Consider the following 16381-nt stretch of genomic DNA (forward strand, 5'->3'; position numbering starts at 1 on the left):
GCGACGCCTGGATCCCGAGCCATCGCGTTTCGCGATCCCCCGCCGAAGATTCACGATTTGTCCTGCCTGGGTCCATCGCAGAAGATGGAGGCCGACCACCCATATCCCGGACATCGCCGCGCAAAGCCCTCGCGGGCGCAGGATCCGGATGCCAGGAGACGACCAGCCATGAGCCTTCCAGACCGAGTCGAAATCGTGGAAGTGGGCATGCGCGACGGATTGCAGATCGAATCCGAGTTCGTGCCCACCGACACCAAAATCCAGATCCTGAACGCGCTGATCGACGCAGGCGTGCGGCACTTCGAAGCCACCTCCTTCGTTTCGCCCCGCGCCGTGCCGCAGATGCGCGACGCGCAGGAAGTCCTGCAGGGCGTGCGCAAACGTCCGGGCGTAGTGCTGGGCGCACTGGCGCCCAACCGCAAGGGCGTCGAACGCGCGCTGCAGTCGCAGGCCGACGAGATCGTCGTGTTCCTGTCCGCCACGGAAAGCCACAACACCAAGAACCTGAACCGCCCTGTCGAACAGTCGCTGCGCGACATCGAGGACATCGCGCAGCTGCTGAAAGAACACCCCATCAAGCGCAAGGGCGCCATTGCCGTCGCTTTCGGCTGCCCCTTCGAAGGCGACGTGGACCTGGGCCGCATCCGGACCATCTTCGACCACTTCGCGCGCCAGGGCTTCGATGCCGTGACCTTGGGCGACACCACCGGCATGGCCACGCCCCGGCTGGTGCGTCACACGGTCGAGACGCTGCGGGCCGATCATCCCGGCATCAAGATCTCGCTGCACTTCCACAACACGCGCGGCATCGGCCTGGTGAATGTGGTGGAAGGCCTGCGCGCCGGCGTGACGTCCTACGAATCCTCGCTGGCGGGGTTGGGCGGCTGCCCGTTCGCGCCGGGCGCCACCGGCAACATCTGCACCGAAGACCTGGTCTACCTGCTGGACGAGATGGGCGTGGACAGCGGCATCGACCTGGGCGCGCTGATCAAGGTGGCCCAACGGCTGGAAGGCATCGTCGGCCGCGGCCTGCCCGGCCAGTTGATGAAGGCGGGGCCGCGCCTGCGCCTGCATGACTACGCCGTGGCCGCCGGCGCGATCGGCTGAGCCAAAACGGGATCTTCGGGATAGCCAGAACGATAACCACGCACCAATACGCCATGCCACTTACCGGAATCCGCATCCTGGACCTGACACGCATCATCTCCGGGCCGTACTGCACATCCATACTGGCCGACATGGGCGCCGAAGTGATCAAGATCGAGGCGCCCGGCGAGGGCGACCCGATCCGCCGCCAAGGCGTGATCCGGGACGGCCTGAGCTGGTATTTCGCCAACTACAACCGCAACAAGCGGTCGGTGACGCTGGACCTGTACAGCGCCGAAGGCAAGGACATCCTGCGCCAGCTGATACCCCACTGCGACGTCGTGATCGAGAACTACCGGCCCGGCATCATGGACAAGATGGGCTTCGGCGACGAGGCGCTGAAAGCGTTGCGGCCGGACATCATCCATTGCAGCATCAACGGCTTCGGCGCGTCCGGCCCCTATCGCGACCGCCCCGCGTTCGACTTCATCGCCCAGGCCATGAGCGGCTTCATGAGCCTGAACGGCGGCGAAGACGATCCGCCCATGCGCGCGGGGCCCCCCATCAGCGACCTGGCCGCAGGCCTGAACGGCGCGCTCGGCGTGGTGGCTGCGCTGCTGCGCCGCGAACGCACCGGCCGCGGCGACTCCATCAGCGTCAGCCTGCTGTCCAGCATGATCGGGCTGCTGAGCTTCCAGGCGTCGAACTACTTCGCCAGCGGCGAGCTACCTCCCCGCACCGGCAACGACCACGGCATCGTCGCGCCCTATGGGCTGTTCGAGACCGCCGACGGCCAGGTCGCGATCGCGCCGTCCAACGATGCCATGTACGAAAAGCTCCTGGACGCGCTGGAGCTGCCCGAACTGCGCGCGCATCCGGAATTCCAGGCCAACGCCGACCGCATGCTGAACCGCGCATCCATCAAGTCCGCCATCGAAGCCCGCACCCGCCAGAAGGACAGCCACTACTGGATCGAACGCCTGAACCGGTACGGTGTGCCCTGCGGACAGGTGCTGAACCTGCAGGACGTGTTCGACGACCCCCAGGTCGCGGACCAGCAGATGGCCATGGACGTTGCGCATCCCGATGGCCAGCAGGTGCGCATGCTGGGCTTTCCGATCAAGTTCGCCGAAGCGCCCTGCCAGGTCCGCAGCCCCGCGCCCGAGCTGGGCGCGGACACCGAATCGGTCCTGGAGGAACTGGGCCTGTCGCGCGACCGGATCCGGGAACTCCGCGCGAAAGGAACCGTCTAGCCAACCAGGGGCCTGAACCCGCCCGCCGCAACCGAACCCGCAGTACGCGTCAGCAGCATCCGCAGCAACCGACGTCTGGCGATCACGACCGGACGCGCCCACCAAGGAATGGAGACCACAATCATGCTACGTGCCCTAATGTTCTCGGCCTGCGCGCTCGCCGCCTGCGCCCCCGCCGCCGCGCAGCAATACCCGAACCAGCCCATCCGGGTCATCGTGCCGTTCACCCCCGGCGGCGGCACCGACTTCCTGTCGCGCACCGTCGCCGCCAAGCTGTCCGATTCGGTCAAGTGGAACGTCGTCGCCGAGAACCGGCCGGGCGCCGGCGGCACCATAGGCATCACCACCGCCGCGCGCGCCAAGCCCGATGGCTACGAGATCGTCATGGGCCAGGTCGACAACCTGGCCGTGGCGCCTTCGCTCTACACGAAGCTGGCCTATGACCCGGTCAAGGACTTCGAACCCATCGGCATCGTCGGCGAAGCGCCGCTGGTGGTCGTCGCCAACAAGAACGGCCCGTACAAGTCCCTCAAGGACCTGATCGCCGCCGCCAAGAAGGCGCCCGGCACGATCAACTACGGATCGCCTGGAGCCGGCACCATCACGCACCTGGCCGCCGAACTGCTGCAGCTGCAGGCGGGCATCAAACTCGTGCACGTGCCCTACAAGGGATCGGGTCCGGCCATGGCCGACCTGCTGGGCGGGCAGGTCCCGGTCATCTTCACGTCCATCCCCTCGGCCGCGCCGCAGATCAAGGCCGGCAGCGCCGTGCCGCTGGCCGTGACCTCGCTCAAGCGCAGCCCGGCCATGCCTGACGTGCCCACCATCGCGGAATCCGGCTATCCCGACTTCGACGTGCGCGTCTGGTATGGGCTCCTTGCTCCCGCCAACACGCCCAAGCCCATCATCCAGACGCTGAACACGGAACTGAACAAGATCCTCGCGCTGAAAGACGTCCAGGATGCGCTGGCCGCGCAAGGCGCGACCGCCATGCCGACCACCCCTACCCAGTTCTCGCAGACCATCGCAGCGGACTACAAGAAGTGGCGGTCGGTCATCCAGTCCGCCAACGTGAAGCTCGAATAGCATCCGATCCAGGCCTTGCGGCTGCCATAAGTACCTCTGACCGCCGCTGAATTTCAACGCACGCGCGGCTTTGAATACAGCCTAGACCAAACGCATGCATCGTCTCATACGTATGCACGACACTCCCCTCGGAAGCGTCGCGCATACGCTTGGATGATGGACCGCAGCAGCATTGACAGGGAAAGAGCCAGTCGAGACGATGACCTCAGCGCCACAGGTTTCACCATGGCGCAAGTGAAGGAGGCTCATCATGTCAATCTCATGCAGACGACTGGAGGATGTGATTGCGGTCTCGGCAGCAGGAGACCAGTACCGGATCGAGCGACATATCATTCAAGAACCCGCGACGGACGACAGTCCCGATCCGCACATAGTGCTGCAATGCCGCCTGTCCACCGGCGGCGCCGTGATCTGGGAGGGGAAAGACGTGTACAGGCTGAAGTCAGGCGAAATCCTCAGGCCAGTAAATCGGCGGAAGAAGAAGAGTCCATTTGAAGGGTAGCGAAGAAAAGCCCGCGGCTTGCGCCTGCGGGCTTTTGTTTGGGCTACGCCGCCAATGCGGCTTCCGTTTCAGCTTCGAAGATGTTGGTCCAAAAATCGTCCCACGCGGCCTTGCTTCTTTCATAGCCTATCCGGATTTCCTGCTCGCATTCCGGCGATTTTCTGATTTCCTCGTCTATGGCTGCGCGCAAGCTCAATCGATGCTGGATATCGACTTCACCGATGAGCATCTCCCAAGAACGCCAGTTGCCGAGAGGGTTTACGAGCCGCACGCTCTGCATGACTGAAGCCGGCAAGGGTGCCGCCGCGCCGACAGCGCCGAAATCCACTTGGTCATCAACACATTTCTACCTGGGTCAAGTAAAAAAATGGTCTGCCCTTTTAGAATGAACGGGCCCTGAAACATGGTCGAGGCGCGCTAGGTTTTCTCCCATGCCTGCACCACAGCGCGCTGCCTTGCCGCGCACTCCCCATATAGCGCCGCCAGGAAGATATAGCTGCGCGCAAGATCGTCCCAGCTATCGCTCGTCACCTCGGGCACTTGCGGACACTGCTGCGCCAGGTTGGCCGGCAGAATTGGCCAGGCGACCGGCTTCGTTGATGTGCCGCAGCCGCTCAGCGTCAATGCGGCAGCCAGCAGGCAAAGGGCTCTGGACTTCGACACGGGTGTACCTCTCGATGATCTTGGGGCTGGCGCCGCGCAACGCGGTAAGCGCGCCTTCCAGGGATTCGGATATTTCACCCAACCGCGTCGTCTGGCGCTGGAACTCGGTGAGCTCGGCCAGCGTGTAGTCGGCATTTGCCCGGTCGACTCCGGCGCGGTACTGAACGGCGCCATACCAGCGCACGCACAGGAAGGCGGCGGCCACCAGGACGGCGCCGATCAGATACGGCGCCAACGCGCGCAGCGATGCGTTCATGCGCGTCCCTTCCAGCCGCGCGGGATCTGGAAGTGCGGGCCATCCTTGAGCGTCTTCCAGTCGCCGCCCCATTCCACCGGAACGCCGAGCTCGGCCGCGCAGGCCTTGACCACCTGCGCCAGGCCGGCGAAGGCCTGCCAGTTGCTCCAGGGAATCACTCCATCAATCAGCGGCGCCAGGTCAACGGCATGGCTCAGCCCGTCCTCCTGCGCCAAGTGGTAGCTGGCCATCGTCTGGCTGGCGCCACGGGCGACGTACTCGCGTTGCCGCTCAAGGGTACGAACGCCTTCCACCACAGTGAAGTCGACCGTCGTGCGTTGAATCGCCAGTTGGACGATCTCGGCCAGGTCGGGATGCACCCCGACCAGGCGGTCCAGGCTGCGTTGGGATAGTTGGAAAGTACTCACGGATGAAGTCTCCGCATGAATGAAACGATGCGCCTCATGCCCCTCTGCCGCGCACTCGGTCGATCACGGCCTGCCACAACGCGCCGATGGGAACGGTCTGCACAACCTCCCATCCTCGGGAGACAATGGCCATGCCGAACATGCCGGTCAGAAAACCGGCCAGGCCTTCTGGAATCTCCAGCAGCAGCGACAGATAGGGAGCCGCGTAGTACGCCACCAACGAGCCGCTGGCAGCCATGCTCAGCCGGGCTGGCCATGATCCTTGCAGATAGCGCATGGAAACCGCTGCGCCCAGAACGCCGGCGAGCTTTGCGGCAAGGGCGTCGAAATCTTGGATGTTCAATTTCGCCCCTCATAGACAAAGAAAAGCCGCCTTGTTCGGGGTTTCAGTCATGCTAGTTTCCTATGGCGATGAAATAGAATTCCGGCGCCTGGCCCGCTTCGTAGCTGGTGCAGCCCAGTACCTGAAGCGTCGAATTGTTGAACGAGGCGACGCTGATGCTGTCCATCACATTCGGACTGTTTTGGATTTGCGGTATCGCCACCCAGGCGGCCGTCGGAAACGTCAGCGGAAACGAAACAGCGGCAGATCCGTAGTGATAGTTTCCGGCCGCAGTGTTCATATTCACAGTGCCGCGCCCCCACTGAAGAATGACACCGCCAAGCCAGGAAGGCAGCGCCAGGTATCCATTGATACCGAGCGACATCGCCACGCCAAACCTGAGCTTTTTCGGCGTCACGATGGTGGCATCGTCGGCGCCGGCGTTCGTCTGCGACTGCGTGGCAACCTTGGCGACGCCGAGCACGCCTTCTGTGGCCTGCATCACCTTTCTCGCAATAGCCTGGAATACCTTCAACGGCGTCATCGCTTTTTTGTCATCCGTGCCGGTCTCCGCCTCCGCCGTGGACGCAATCCCCGCGGGTAGAGCAATCCAATTCGCACCGCCGCCATCCGGATTCGAGGTGTTGTTTTCGGCAAGATTCAACCAGTAACCGCCACCAGATGATTGCTTCAGCATTGCGCCCTGTGGATACCCGCCAATGGCTGTGCTGAACGCGGCGTCGTAGGGATAGGCGCCCCCAGCCTGTTGCCAGCGCGCGGCAGCACTGAGAAAGTTGAGGATGCCATTGAAGTCGGCGCCATAAGGTGGAACGCCTCCCGCGGCCAACGGCGTCATCGTCAACGGCGGAAATCCATCAGTAAACGACGCCGCCCCCGGCGTCACGCCGATCTGCGACGCAACCGGAATAGTGTTCTTCGTCCCGCTTTCCGCAAACGGGACGGCCGATTTGATAGGTGCATTGCTAGCTTGCATTGATAAGCCCCGAAGAAGTGAAAAGTACGCCCGAGCCGAACGGCTGCATCAGCGCTTCGTTGAATCCGAACGTAGTAGAAAGATCGACCTGCAGGATGTTCGCCAGAACCGCGGCCGGCTTGGGTATCGCGCCTGATTGAGTCAGGATGGCGATTTCATGCGGCGCCAGCGCGAACTCGAACACGTAGCGGAATTCCATCCTCCCTGTGTCCGACACGTAGCAACGCCCGCGCCCCGCGAACAGGTTCGACAGCAGCCGGTTCAAACTGGGCGAAGTGCAATCCGAGATGTTGGCCAGCGCCTTGACCAGGATGAGCGTGCGATACGCGTCGTCGGCGAGCCGATACGTCTGCGTGGCCTGCTCGCCTGTATAGAACGGCGCCTGGTTGAAAGGCTGCCAGTCCAGCGCCTCGTCAAATCCCAGATAGGTGACGTCTCCCGGCACCGTCAGCATCCGGCCGACGTCGACGATCCTGCCCCAGATGTCCAGCCCGAAACCCTGCGCGGTCTCGACGTTCCAGACGAAGTCATGGAAAGCGTCGAAATCGGCGTCGGGGTTGATGTAGTCATCCATGTTGTTGATCAACTGGACGAGCGTGGGGCTGTTGGCGTACTGGCTGATGAGGGTCCGGGCCGCCAGCCCCGGCTTAGGCACGACGCTCATATCAATGTCACCGCAATATCGCTGGCCGTGATCGTGGGCCGGCGGTTGATCGGTACGGCCAGGCTGGCGCCCGACGGCGTGTCGGAGCCCAGCAGCAAGGACAGGATGGAGACCACCGGGCTCAGCACCGAAATGGGTGCGTAGAAGCGGCTGGCATAAATGGTCGATCCGATCCGCGCGCGCTGCCCGCCATCTCCGCCGTTGAAGGCGTCCATGATCGCCTGCTTGGTCAAAGCCACAATGTCCGACGGCAGCGCGGGGTTGTCCGCGAGCTGCACCGCGAAGCGCACGGGCAGCGCTGCCGGGGTTTCCCAGGTCACGACATACGACGGGTAGGGATAGGCATATCCCTCCTTGTCCTCCACGGCATAGGAGGTGTTGCCGTTGTAGTCGGAGCCATTGCTCTTCTTGCGCCAGATGGCATCTGCGATGTCCGCCGCCTCGCCGCCCGTCACCGCGACCCAGATGGAGTGCGGACGCAGGACGACGCCGCCGACCGTCTTCGGTACGGAGAGATCGTTCTCCGTCACGTAGGCGTCGATGACGCCCTCCACGTTCGCCACGTTGGCGTAGATCGCCGGGATCGAGCCGCGGGCGTTCAGCGCCACCGACTGCCGCCGGCGCTCCTCGAACTCGGCCCGGCTTTCCACATGGCTGCCCACCGTTGCGGCATCGGCGTTCGATACCGAGTCCCAACCGGGAATGGCCTGATATATCTGGTTCAGTGCGCCTGGCGCGCAATCCACCGGCCCATCGACCGAGCAAGCGAATGGCAGGTCGACGCTTCCGCTGGCCGGTATCGTTCCCGCCTGGGTGCACAGATACAGATTGCCATCCACCGCCTGGGCGCGCGCGCCCACGGGTATCGTCACGCCCGCCAGGCCCGTGCAGGTTGCGATGACAGCGGTAGGCGTACCCGGCTTGCGGTCCAGGAAGTAGATCCGCCCGATGGCGTCCTGCATCCGCCCTTGCGCATAGGCCGGGTCGACCTGGTTCACGTAGGTCGCGAACTCGTTGTTCTTGTCGCCGATGATGGCGGTGGTACTGGAGGCCAGCTGGCCCTGGGGCGTTTCCAGCGCGGGATTCAGCCCGCCACCGAAGGCCGCGTCCATATCGGACAGGACGCCGGCGAGGATGGCGGATTCGTTGGGCAGCACCAGCCCTTCCGGCGTGAACTGCACGCGCGGCACTTTCGAGTTGTTCGGCATGGTTTCCTCAGAAGCTGACGGTTTGCGTCGTTCCATCTTGCAGGGTGATTGCGACGTAGCCCGCCAGGGCGCGGTCGGTATAGGAGGTCAGCATGCAGACCGCGTCGGCCACGTCCGGGACTGTCAGCGCGGCTCGCCGGACGTGCTCCCGCACCAGCGCCAGCGGCGGTTGATGGCCCAGGAATTCTTCCCAGTACGGAACGCCTGGGGCGGTGTTGTAGAACAGCTCCCCCTTGAACAGCTTGATGGCGCTGGCGACGTCTTGCGCCACGGCGTAGGGCTTGGTCGCCAGCGCGATGTTTCCCGCGGCATCAAGCACCAGGTCCCAAGCCGTCCGGTCTAGCAGCAACGTGTTCAATTGGGCGCTCCTGTGTTTGCCGGCCCGCTTTGCACGCCGGAATGCGTGTGGGTGCTGCCCACGTCCTTGCCGTTGTTGCGCAGCGTACCCAGCGTGTGCATGTCGCCCTGCCAGGTAGACGTGCCGCCGAAGGATCCGCCGCCTTGCTGCACCGTCCCGTTCAGCACGATCCGGGGCGAATTCAATGCGCACTGCGCGCTGGCGTTCAGTTCGATATTGGGCGCGGCCACCGTCACCTTGGAGGGCGACACGACGTTGATGCCGTCCGCCGTGAACTGCACGTACTGCACCGGGGTTCCATTCAACAGACCGCCGAAATACAGCCCGTCCGCCATGTCGTGGGAACGCCAGGAACCGGGGTTGTTCTGCGCCTTCGAGGTCTTCACCAGAGAGATGTCCCGATTCGCGAAAGCCGCCATCCCGATATCCCCGACCTTCGGGTCCAGGATGACGGCGTCCGCTCCGCCCTGAAGGCGAAAGTAGGGAAGACGATGCAGGACCCCATGCGGCACGGCATTGCCGGCGCCATCGAGCTGGTTGACGAGCGGCTGCACATCGACGAAACCCACCGGAGACAGTCCGCCTGCATTCGTCACCGACACCACCTTGACCAGCGTCGCCGTACTGACTCGATTCAGGGCCTGGCTGATCAGGAACTGCAAGGCCCCGAACTCGCTGTCGCCCTGGCCGGCTTGCGCCAGCCCTGCGTATCCGTATTGCTTAGCCATTGAGATTCCTTTTGCATACGGCCATCGACTGCCAGACGCCGCCAGGCACCTCTGCCTCCAGCTTGTGGGACAGACTCACAATGATCCACTCGCCATGCGCGGGTTCGACGGTGCTGATGACCTGCACTCTTTTTCCCAAGCCGAGGTGCGGGTTGTAGAGCGTCGTCAGTTGCAGTCCCTTGCTCGTAAACGCCGGATATCCGATCAACCCCGTTTCCGGCGCCACGAGAATCGGATCGCCCTTTCGGTATCCGCCCTCCGGCCAGACTGACAGGATGCCGCGGTCTATCGTGAAATTGACCCGGGCGGCCTTCGCGCAACTGCGTAGTTGGTCCATGTCGGTTCCGGAAAAATAGGGGTCGGCCAACACATAGTCCTCCCCACTTTTTTCGCCCTTGTATCCCATTGATTTGGCGATATCGCACATGATTTCCTGCGCCTTTTTCGCGCCGGGAAACGACCTGGCGGATGCGGGCTTTACCTGCTTGGCCCCAGCCACCTCGGTCTTGACTGTGAATACGCCCCCCGCGGCCGCTTTGCCCTCTGCCCCCATTCCGTAACCACCCCAGGCCTCGACGATGTCTCCTTCGTAGACCACGCAGGGAACACCCGAGTCTCCCGCTGCGTCGATCCGGACAAGATTCTTTCCCCGGCGCTCCGTCATGACGGGTCCTATCGTCGTCAGTTTGTTCATCAGGTCTTGATTCAGTCCGTGGATCTGCAGGGTCATTGGACTGTTTTCGAATACGGTATGGAGAGGAATATCCACCGTCATCCTGTAGCCGCTGAGCGTCACATCCGGCCCCTGCTCATCGCCGAACTCCCCCTTGCCCAGGCTGATGGTCACGTTCAGCCGGCGTTTGATGAAGCTCATGGTTCCAAAGGCTCCAGGTATGCCAGGACGAAACGCGAACCGAGATGCTGATGCTGCGGGTCGACGTGGCCCTGAGTGTCCACAAAAGCCAGATCGCCGACGAAGCCCAGGTAAGCTGACCGCACCAGCCGTACCCGGTCATGGCAAAGCACCGTGGTCACGATGGGCGCATTGTCGAGTTCAAGATCCAGATAAAGCCCGGTCGACTTCTGGTAGACGGCGATCTGGCAGTTCTGCCCGGACAGCACGACGCTGAGCGTTTGCGCCGGCACGGGTCTTAGGGGAATTCTCTTCATTGGATGGGCTCCAGATCCGCCACCTTGTTCTGGTCGCGCCGGGGATAGGCATCAATCTCGAACGCCTGCACCTGGCCATTGCTCACTTCATACGCGCCGCTGGGGTCCTGCGTGGCCGGCGATAGCTGGACGGCCGTCTGCCGGACTTCCTGCAGTGTCAGATCGACGATCAGGAGGCTGGAGCCGTTCTTGTCTGCGCGGGTGTACGAGTACTTCACCAGGTTGGCCGACGGATAGACGATCTCGGGCGTCACCACTGAGTACAGTTCCGTGCTGCCGACAATGCGCTCCAGCACGGACAACATGATGTTGCGCGACGCCGGATCACCGCCATGCGCCAGCTTGATGGTCGCCTCGAATGGCGCATCGACCTTGTTGAAGGACGAGAATCCGCCCTGCTCCGAGGGATAGCTGGATATCTGGCTGCCCTGATTGAAAGCAATGCTGAGGAACGTCTCGAAGACCAGCATCTGCCGCCCATCGACGCCATACAGCCCCCAGCGAGGAGGACCGAAGATCCTATCGGTCAGCGCCGCAAGTTCGAAGCTTGCCGGTTCGAAGACCGAAGGAAGCGTCGCCGCGCGGAAGACCGCGGGGACGCCCGGACCGCTCGGGACATCGGGAAAAGGAATAAACGGCATCAGAACATCCCCGTATTGCCTTGTTGGACGAGATTCTGGGAGCGCCCCACACGTCCCAAATCGCGGGCGACTCCCTCGCCATCCGTCGCTTGCGTCATAACCGTAATGGGGCCGTGGATATGAGTTTCGGACGTATTGCTGGTGGTTGCCGTGCTGCTCGGGATGGCGGCAGCGCTGGCTTGGGCTGCCGCGACCGTCGTAGCCGCAGCCGCGGCGCCTCGTTCCTGATCTTCGAGGAAAAGCGTCCCATAGATTGCCCCGGCAGCGGCGGCGAGCTTGCGCTCTTCGCTTGAGCTGGCCCCTTCGGACTTGTTCAATCCAAAGTGGCGGTACACGGCCACGCTGGCCTGGGCCGGGGTGGTGGCGGCGGCCAGATGTACTCCCGCCCTACGCCTGGTGCTCTCCAACTCGCTGGCGACGAAATCCAGCTGTTGTTCAACCGTGGACTCGCGCAGGTCCATGCCATATATGCGCTTGAACTCGGCCTGGCGTCGCGGATTCCATAGTCCGATGCCGGCGGAAGCGCCATCAGCGCCCACGGCCCTGGGGTCCAGGTTGCTTTGGGCCTGCAGGTTGGCCACCAGCCCCACGGCCGCCTCCCGGGTGTAGCCCCTCTTGGACTCGAAGTACCTGACCGCATCGAGAACCTCCTTGCGCTTCAGCGCGGGGTTTCTCATCGCGGCCAGGTCTTCTTGCTCGCCCCCATTCAGATCTTTGCTAAACAAGAACAGCGCAGCGCCAGCCGCCGCACGCCCAGCCAACTTCAACGCCGCAGGACCCAAGCCTCTCAACGCACCCAGTCCACGCGCCGCACCGGCGCCACCAAGTGTTCCGAGAGCCGTAGCCACGGCCCCCAAGGCAGATGCCAGGCTCAGCAGCGAATTCGCCCAGGACAGAATCTTGAGCGTCCCCAACGCCAGCAGGACGTTTTGCCATCCTCCCACCGCCTGCGCCGCCGAATCGACTGCATCGACGAACTTCACGATGGCCTGCGCCGCTGCGTCGACCCACTCGACGATCTCGTCGCGGTTCTCAAGCAGATAATCGCCCCAGCCCTGGGCTAGCGAGATAAGCCGCTCGAACGCCGGCATGAGCGCCAGCAGCACCTTGACGCTCACCGATTCAAAGGTATCGCGCAGGTCCAGGTAGCGGTCACGCAGCTGCGCGGCCGCTTGCGCATCGTTGCCGGAGATGGCTGCACGTTTCTCCTGGACCTGAAGCATCCGTTCGAGCTCGTCGGGCCCGCGCTTGAACAGATTGAACAGGCCCTCGCCGATGCCCATGTCCTGGGCGGCCAGCGCGGCCTGAGCCCTGTCCTTCTGGTAAAGATCGGCAATGATCCTCGACCTGGCCAGCAGGTAGGTGTTCCCATCCTTGAGGTCGCCGACATTGCCGCCGTTGCGGAAGAACGCGGGTAGCGAGTCCGCGGCGGATCCGCGGTTGAATCTGGCTACCTCGCCCGAGGATTCCCTCAATTGGGCGGAAATGGCTTCCGCGGTTCCGCCAGCCCGCTCGGCCGCCATCTGCCAGGCAGACAGCCGCTCCGTGCTCATGCCCAGGTTCTCGGCCATTTGCCCCAGGCCGGCCGCGCCGGTGATGGTATCCGCCGCGAAACGCTTCGGATCGAAACCCGCAGTGACGAGCAAGGCATCGGTGATGGTGGCCATGCAATTACCTCGGTTCAGCTAGGACGCGCCTGTTGTGTGCGTCCACCGCAATCACCTCAAGCAGGTTGTACAGGTCTTCGGCGCCGTAGACCGTCTGCAGGTCGTGCAGCAGGCCCGGGTGCCGGGAAATCACCACGCCAATAATCCGGGGAATATTGGCGTAGCGAATCAGGCGCGTGCCGCCGTTGTGGACTTGGAGCCCGAAGTTGATGGGACGGCGGCCGTAAAAAAATCCAGGTGCAAGCCCAGGACTTTCTTGCGCAGCGCGAACAGGGTCGCCACCTCCTCGACATCGCCGGACATGAGCTCGCGCGTCACACTTGGGCTGGGCTGGATCTGCACGCAATCCATCATCTTGTCCAGCAAGGGCTTGGCGCTGTCGAAAGGCAGCTTGGCGAGAGCCTTCATGCCCATGGCGGCCACGCCGGCCAGCCCTGCCTCGGCGATGTTTTCCGGAATTTCCACCCCGGCGTTCATCAACGAAAACAGCGCCCGGCCGGCCCATTCCTCGGCGTCGTAGGCAGAAAGCTCCGTCAGGATGAACACCTTGCCCTTGTCGCGCCCTTCCGCGTCGATGGTCAGGGTTATCTGCTTTCTGGCCATGTCACACCAGCGCCGGAGAGACGTTCTGCCAGGTGATCTGGAACGCCATGGGTTGGAGCATCGCCTTGGCATCCGGCGCCGGCGGAATCTGCGTCAGCACGCCGCGGGTCAGCGTGTACTTGCGGTCGATCGACGGGATGTTGAGGGTGCCGTTTGCATAGAACACTTCCCGGGCCGTTTCGCTGGCCGCCATCCAGATCTCGAAGATGCGCATGGACGGGGAGTCGGGCTGGATCATGATTGTCTGCACGCAGGGGACCGGCACGTAGCCGGCCGACATGCGGCCGTCCACGCCCATGGTTACCTGCGCAGGCTTGGCAGCGTCGAAGGTGAAGGCGCTGTCGGAAGCGTAGCCCTCGATTTTCTGCGGCACCGGAAAAACGCCGCCCACCGTAAGCATCAGAACCGAGTTGGCACTGGTCAAAGTCGCCATGTTGAATCCTTAAAGAATGGCCAGCGAGGCCAGGGTGATCTGCTGGACGGAACCGCCGTCCAGGTACCAGAACGTCATGGGCGGGGTGCCGCGGGCCTCTCGCACCTGCGGCGTCGCGTCCTTGATCTGCAGATACCAGCCGCGGGTCTGGAGCGTGTCGGAGATATCCACGCCGGCCTGGCTGTTGATCTGCGCCTTCTGCTGGCTCGACAGCGTCACGCCGGCGCGGATGGCGCCGAAGTTGACCGCGGCGTTGATCGGGTCCAGGCAGGCAGCATCGATCAGCGTGTAGCCGTCGATGTTGTAGGGAATGGCGTTCACCTGGGTCAGCAAGCTCATCAGCGCCTGCTGGAACGCCGCGTTCAGCCAGATCTGGTTGACGTAGGTGTCGACCCATTTCCAGTTGCCGCTGATCTGGCCCGGGTAGAGGAAGCGGAAGCGGTCGTTGCTGGTGGCGTAGTCGCCATAGAAGTTGTAGCCGTTGTCGATCAGCGTCTGAGCGGTCGTGGCGTCGGTCACCGAGAACGCCAGGCCCGACTGGCCTTTGAACGCCAGCGTGGCGCGGCCGTTGGTGCGTTCGAAGTCCAGCGACGCCACCGCGCCCAGGACAAAGGCTGCATGCAGGCTGTCCTTGTAGACAGGCACGGAACCCGAGTACTCGTTGGCGCTTACGACAGCAGCCCAGTTGGACGTATTGCCCTGCTGCGTGGCGGTGACATCGGTGTCCCAGCCGACGTAGGCGTAGCGGTCGCCCTGGGCATTGGTCCACGCCGAAAACGCCACCTTGCCGGCCGTATCGGGCTCGAAGGTCGTCATGAACGCCGCCCAGTTCTGGGTCAGGTCGGTAATCCGGCCCATGTCCACCGCCGGGACGCCGGCCGCGGCCCCATGCGACACCAGGGCGCCTGCGGCCTGCGTCAGCTTCAAGCCCGATGCGAGGGTGCCGCTGCCATAGGAGACCGTGCTGGCGGCGCCGTCGGTGGCCGAGGTGATCACGAAAGCGGCGCGCTGCGCGTCATAAGCGCAGGTCGCGCCCATGGCGGTGAACGCCGCTTCGATGATCGAGGCGGCGTTCGAGAAGCTCGTTGCCGTCGACAGGTCGATGCTGGAGGACGTCTTGGCCACGCCATCCACGCTGACCGTCAGGATGCCGGACAGCGCCTGCAGCTGGGCCAGCGTCACGGCGGCCATCGAGCCGCCACGCAAATAGGCGGAAACCGCTGCCGCCGGATATTGGGCATACAGCAGATTGCCCGGCTTGCGGGTCGAGTTGTCGAAGCCGTTGAAGTAGACGTCGGCCAGGGCGGCTTCGGTCGAGGTGGGACCGAAGAAGCGCTGGACGTCGCGCGCAGTCGCGAAGCTCTGGACGGTGCCGATGGGGACGGCAGTATCGTGGGTCAGGATCAGGCCGTTCAAATCGAGCGCCGATCCGCCGGCGGCGATCACGCCAGGCACGACCTGGACGATTTCACTGGCGGGAATGGACATAGGATTAAGCTCCCGTAGGGTAGGTGGTGTCGGCCTCGATGAGGCCCACGTGAAGGTGGTCCGCAAACTGCTGCGGCACGCTGATGGAAGGGTTGAACTGCAGGACGGCGTCGAACGACCACCGCTCGAAGGTCTGGCTTTCTCCGCTCTCGAAGGGCAATTGCTTGAGCTCGCCCGCGTATAGCGGTTGAGTTCTTCCCAGCTTTCCCAGGAACTCGCACCCGTACTGGCTGCGCAAGGCAATCGACAACGTGAGCGCCAGGTCCAGGGCCCGCGCCCCGTAGCCATCCACCCGGGCAGACCAGTGCGTGGCCTGGGTCATGATTCGTTTCCCCGCCGCAGGCGACGGATCGGCATAGGTCATCACCGGCACGGAAAGGCCCTGCGCCGCCAGCGGAGTAATGGCGACGCACTCGCGCGGTGGCGCGGGAACCCAGCCAGGCAAACCGCGGACAACGTCGCAGTCGACCAAGGTCTTGAAGAATGCGGCGAGGTCCTCTACCAGCTGGTTTTCAGTGATGCTGATCTGAACGCTCATGGAGTTGGATTCCTGCTGAAGAAGACAGGCGCCGAAACATCGCGCCCAAATGCAAAAGCCCCGGCACGTGGCCGGGGCTGTATTTCGGGGTTGCATTTGTCAGGGGCGCAATGCCCCGGACCAATTGTGATCGATTGCGTGACCGATGGGGCGAGGTCTTGTGACGGAATCGTCACACGCTGTGCAAAGAAGTTCGCCCCCTGCCCCGCCCATAAAAACCGAAGCCATGCGCCGAAAACAAAAAGCCCCGGCACGTGGCCAGGGCTGCATTTGCTTGGGGCGCAATGCCCCGGACAAATTGTGACCGATTGCGT

General features: G+C 63.4%; 20 protein-coding genes. 3 read left to right on the plus strand and 17 right to left on the minus strand.

Going from position 1 to position 16381, the window contains the following annotated elements; all coding sequences use genetic code 11:
• Nucleotides 1–168 precede the first annotated feature (168 nt).
• From N5C88_RS08355 to N5C88_RS08365, 3 genes are all read left to right on the plus strand, one after another.
• Nucleotides 169–1107 (plus strand): hydroxymethylglutaryl-CoA lyase, encoded by a 939-nt coding sequence (locus tag N5C88_RS08355; RefSeq protein ID WP_118933182.1) that lies wholly within the window; start codon nucleotides 169–171, stop codon nucleotides 1105–1107.
• 53 nt (nucleotides 1108–1160) lie between these two features.
• Entirely contained in the window at nucleotides 1161–2339 is a 1179-nt protein-coding gene (locus tag N5C88_RS08360; RefSeq protein WP_251882104.1) for a CoA transferase, read from the plus strand.
• Nucleotides 2340–2462: 123 nt separating this feature from the next.
• Nucleotides 2463–3425 (plus strand): tripartite tricarboxylate transporter substrate binding protein, encoded by a 963-nt coding sequence (locus N5C88_RS08365; RefSeq protein WP_280015131.1) that lies wholly within the window; start codon nucleotides 2463–2465, stop codon nucleotides 3423–3425.
• 545 nt (nucleotides 3426–3970) lie between these two features.
• On the opposite strand, the gene N5C88_RS08370 is transcribed toward N5C88_RS08365, so the two are convergent.
• From N5C88_RS08370 to N5C88_RS08450, 17 genes are all read right to left on the minus strand, one after another.
• Nucleotides 3971–4255, minus strand: coding sequence for a hypothetical protein (locus N5C88_RS08370; RefSeq protein ID WP_280015132.1), 285 nt, complete (start codon nucleotides 4253–4255; stop codon nucleotides 3971–3973).
• A gap of 189 nt (nucleotides 4256–4444) precedes the next feature.
• On the minus strand, nucleotides 4445–4846 hold the full coding sequence (locus N5C88_RS08375) for a hypothetical protein (protein ID WP_280015133.1): 402 nt from the start codon (nucleotides 4844–4846) through the stop codon (nucleotides 4445–4447).
• Nucleotides 4843–5253 carry a M15 family metallopeptidase gene (locus N5C88_RS08380; protein WP_118933187.1) on the minus strand — a complete coding sequence of 137 codons (411 nt, stop codon included), beginning with the start codon at nucleotides 5251–5253 and terminating at the stop codon, nucleotides 4843–4845. The genes N5C88_RS08375 and N5C88_RS08380 overlap by 4 nt, the downstream gene beginning before the upstream one ends.
• 34 nt (nucleotides 5254–5287) lie before the next feature.
• A complete protein-coding gene (locus N5C88_RS08385) occupies nucleotides 5288–5596 on the minus strand; it encodes a hypothetical protein (protein ID WP_059371904.1) in 309 nt (102 codons plus the stop codon).
• A gap of 52 nt (nucleotides 5597–5648) precedes the next feature.
• Nucleotides 5649–6569, minus strand: a complete 921-nt coding sequence (locus tag N5C88_RS08390) for a hypothetical protein (protein ID WP_280015134.1) — start codon at nucleotides 6567–6569, stop codon at nucleotides 5649–5651.
• Nucleotides 6559–7233, minus strand: coding sequence for a DUF2612 domain-containing protein (locus N5C88_RS08395; RefSeq protein WP_251882113.1), 675 nt, complete (start codon nucleotides 7231–7233; stop codon nucleotides 6559–6561). The genes N5C88_RS08390 and N5C88_RS08395 overlap by 11 nt, the downstream gene beginning before the upstream one ends.
• Nucleotides 7230–8441 (minus strand): baseplate J/gp47 family protein, encoded by a 1212-nt coding sequence (locus N5C88_RS08400; RefSeq protein WP_280015135.1) that lies wholly within the window; start codon nucleotides 8439–8441, stop codon nucleotides 7230–7232. Before N5C88_RS08400 ends, N5C88_RS08395 begins: the two co-directional genes overlap by 4 nt.
• A gap of 7 nt (nucleotides 8442–8448) precedes the next feature.
• A complete protein-coding gene (locus N5C88_RS08405) occupies nucleotides 8449–8799 on the minus strand; it encodes a hypothetical protein (protein ID WP_280015136.1) in 351 nt (116 codons plus the stop codon).
• Entirely contained in the window at nucleotides 8796–9527 is a 732-nt protein-coding gene (locus N5C88_RS08410; protein ID WP_059371893.1) for a hypothetical protein, read from the minus strand. Before N5C88_RS08410 ends, N5C88_RS08405 begins: the two co-directional genes overlap by 4 nt.
• Nucleotides 9520–10401 (minus strand): hypothetical protein, encoded by an 882-nt coding sequence (locus tag N5C88_RS08415; protein ID WP_280015137.1) that lies wholly within the window; start codon nucleotides 10399–10401, stop codon nucleotides 9520–9522. Before N5C88_RS08415 ends, N5C88_RS08410 begins: the two co-directional genes overlap by 8 nt.
• A complete protein-coding gene (locus N5C88_RS08420) occupies nucleotides 10398–10697 on the minus strand; it encodes a hypothetical protein (protein ID WP_118933194.1) in 300 nt (99 codons plus the stop codon). Before N5C88_RS08420 ends, N5C88_RS08415 begins: the two co-directional genes overlap by 4 nt.
• Nucleotides 10694–11338, minus strand: a complete 645-nt coding sequence (locus N5C88_RS08425) for a phage baseplate protein (RefSeq protein WP_118933195.1) — start codon at nucleotides 11336–11338, stop codon at nucleotides 10694–10696. The genes N5C88_RS08420 and N5C88_RS08425 overlap by 4 nt, the downstream gene beginning before the upstream one ends.
• Nucleotides 11338–13005, minus strand: a complete 1668-nt coding sequence (locus N5C88_RS08430) for a phage tail tip lysozyme (protein WP_280015138.1) — start codon at nucleotides 13003–13005, stop codon at nucleotides 11338–11340. Before N5C88_RS08430 ends, N5C88_RS08425 begins: the two co-directional genes overlap by 1 nt.
• 168 nt (nucleotides 13006–13173) lie before the next feature.
• Nucleotides 13174–13608 carry a hypothetical protein gene (locus tag N5C88_RS08435; protein WP_280015140.1) on the minus strand — a complete coding sequence of 145 codons (435 nt, stop codon included), beginning with the start codon at nucleotides 13606–13608 and terminating at the stop codon, nucleotides 13174–13176.
• 1 nt (nucleotide 13609) lies between these two features.
• Entirely contained in the window at nucleotides 13610–14041 is a 432-nt protein-coding gene (locus tag N5C88_RS08440; RefSeq protein WP_280015141.1) for a hypothetical protein, read from the minus strand.
• A gap of 9 nt (nucleotides 14042–14050) precedes the next feature.
• Entirely contained in the window at nucleotides 14051–15529 is a 1479-nt protein-coding gene (locus N5C88_RS08445; RefSeq protein WP_280015142.1) for a DUF3383 domain-containing protein, read from the minus strand.
• Nucleotides 15530–15533: 4 nt separating this feature from the next.
• Complete coding sequence (locus N5C88_RS08450; RefSeq protein ID WP_118933199.1) at nucleotides 15534–16067, minus strand: hypothetical protein; 534 nt, start codon at nucleotides 16065–16067, stop codon at nucleotides 15534–15536.
• Nucleotides 16068–16381 lie beyond the last annotated feature (314 nt).

The sequence above is a fragment of the Achromobacter sp. GD03932 genome, from assembly GCF_029839485.1.
Classification (GTDB): domain Bacteria; phylum Pseudomonadota; class Gammaproteobacteria; order Burkholderiales; family Burkholderiaceae_B; genus Achromobacter; species Achromobacter bronchisepticus_A.

Excerpts from the sequence above, each read along its gene's own strand:
- N5C88_RS08415 (WP_280015137.1), bottom strand. The coding sequence starts at position 10,401 with ATGAGCTTCATCAAACGCCGGCTGAACGTGACCATCAGCCTGGGCAAG.
- N5C88_RS08410 (WP_059371893.1), bottom strand. The coding sequence starts at position 9,527 with ATGGCTAAGCAATACGGATACGCAGGGCTGGCGCAAGCCGGCCAGGGC.
- N5C88_RS08355 (WP_118933182.1), top strand. The coding sequence starts at position 169 with ATGAGCCTTCCAGACCGAGTCGAAATCGTGGAAGTGGGCATGCGCGAC.
- N5C88_RS08450 (WP_118933199.1), bottom strand. The coding sequence starts at position 16,067 with ATGAGCGTTCAGATCAGCATCACTGAAAACCAGCTGGTAGAGGACCTC.
- N5C88_RS08390 (WP_280015134.1), bottom strand. The coding sequence starts at position 6,569 with ATGCAAGCTAGCAATGCACCTATCAAATCGGCCGTCCCGTTTGCGGAA.
- N5C88_RS08375 (WP_280015133.1), bottom strand. The coding sequence starts at position 4,846 with ATGAACGCATCGCTGCGCGCGTTGGCGCCGTATCTGATCGGCGCCGTC.
- N5C88_RS08430 (WP_280015138.1), bottom strand. The coding sequence starts at position 13,005 with ATGGCCACCATCACCGATGCCTTGCTCGTCACTGCGGGTTTCGATCCG.
- N5C88_RS08425 (WP_118933195.1), bottom strand. The coding sequence starts at position 11,338 with ATGCCGTTTATTCCTTTTCCCGATGTCCCGAGCGGTCCGGGCGTCCCC.
- N5C88_RS08365 (WP_280015131.1), top strand. The coding sequence starts at position 2,463 with ATGCTACGTGCCCTAATGTTCTCGGCCTGCGCGCTCGCCGCCTGCGCC.
- N5C88_RS08445 (WP_280015142.1), bottom strand. The coding sequence starts at position 15,529 with ATGTCCATTCCCGCCAGTGAAATCGTCCAGGTCGTGCCTGGCGTGATC.
- N5C88_RS08440 (WP_280015141.1), bottom strand. The coding sequence starts at position 14,041 with ATGGCGACTTTGACCAGTGCCAACTCGGTTCTGATGCTTACGGTGGGC.
- N5C88_RS08395 (WP_251882113.1), bottom strand. The coding sequence starts at position 7,233 with ATGAGCGTCGTGCCTAAGCCGGGGCTGGCGGCCCGGACCCTCATCAGC.
- N5C88_RS08360 (WP_251882104.1), top strand. The coding sequence starts at position 1,161 with ATGCCACTTACCGGAATCCGCATCCTGGACCTGACACGCATCATCTCC.
- N5C88_RS08400 (WP_280015135.1), bottom strand. The coding sequence starts at position 8,441 with ATGCCGAACAACTCGAAAGTGCCGCGCGTGCAGTTCACGCCGGAAGGG.
- N5C88_RS08435 (WP_280015140.1), bottom strand. The coding sequence starts at position 13,608 with ATGGCCAGAAAGCAGATAACCCTGACCATCGACGCGGAAGGGCGCGAC.
- N5C88_RS08420 (WP_118933194.1), bottom strand. The coding sequence starts at position 10,697 with ATGAAGAGAATTCCCCTAAGACCCGTGCCGGCGCAAACGCTCAGCGTC.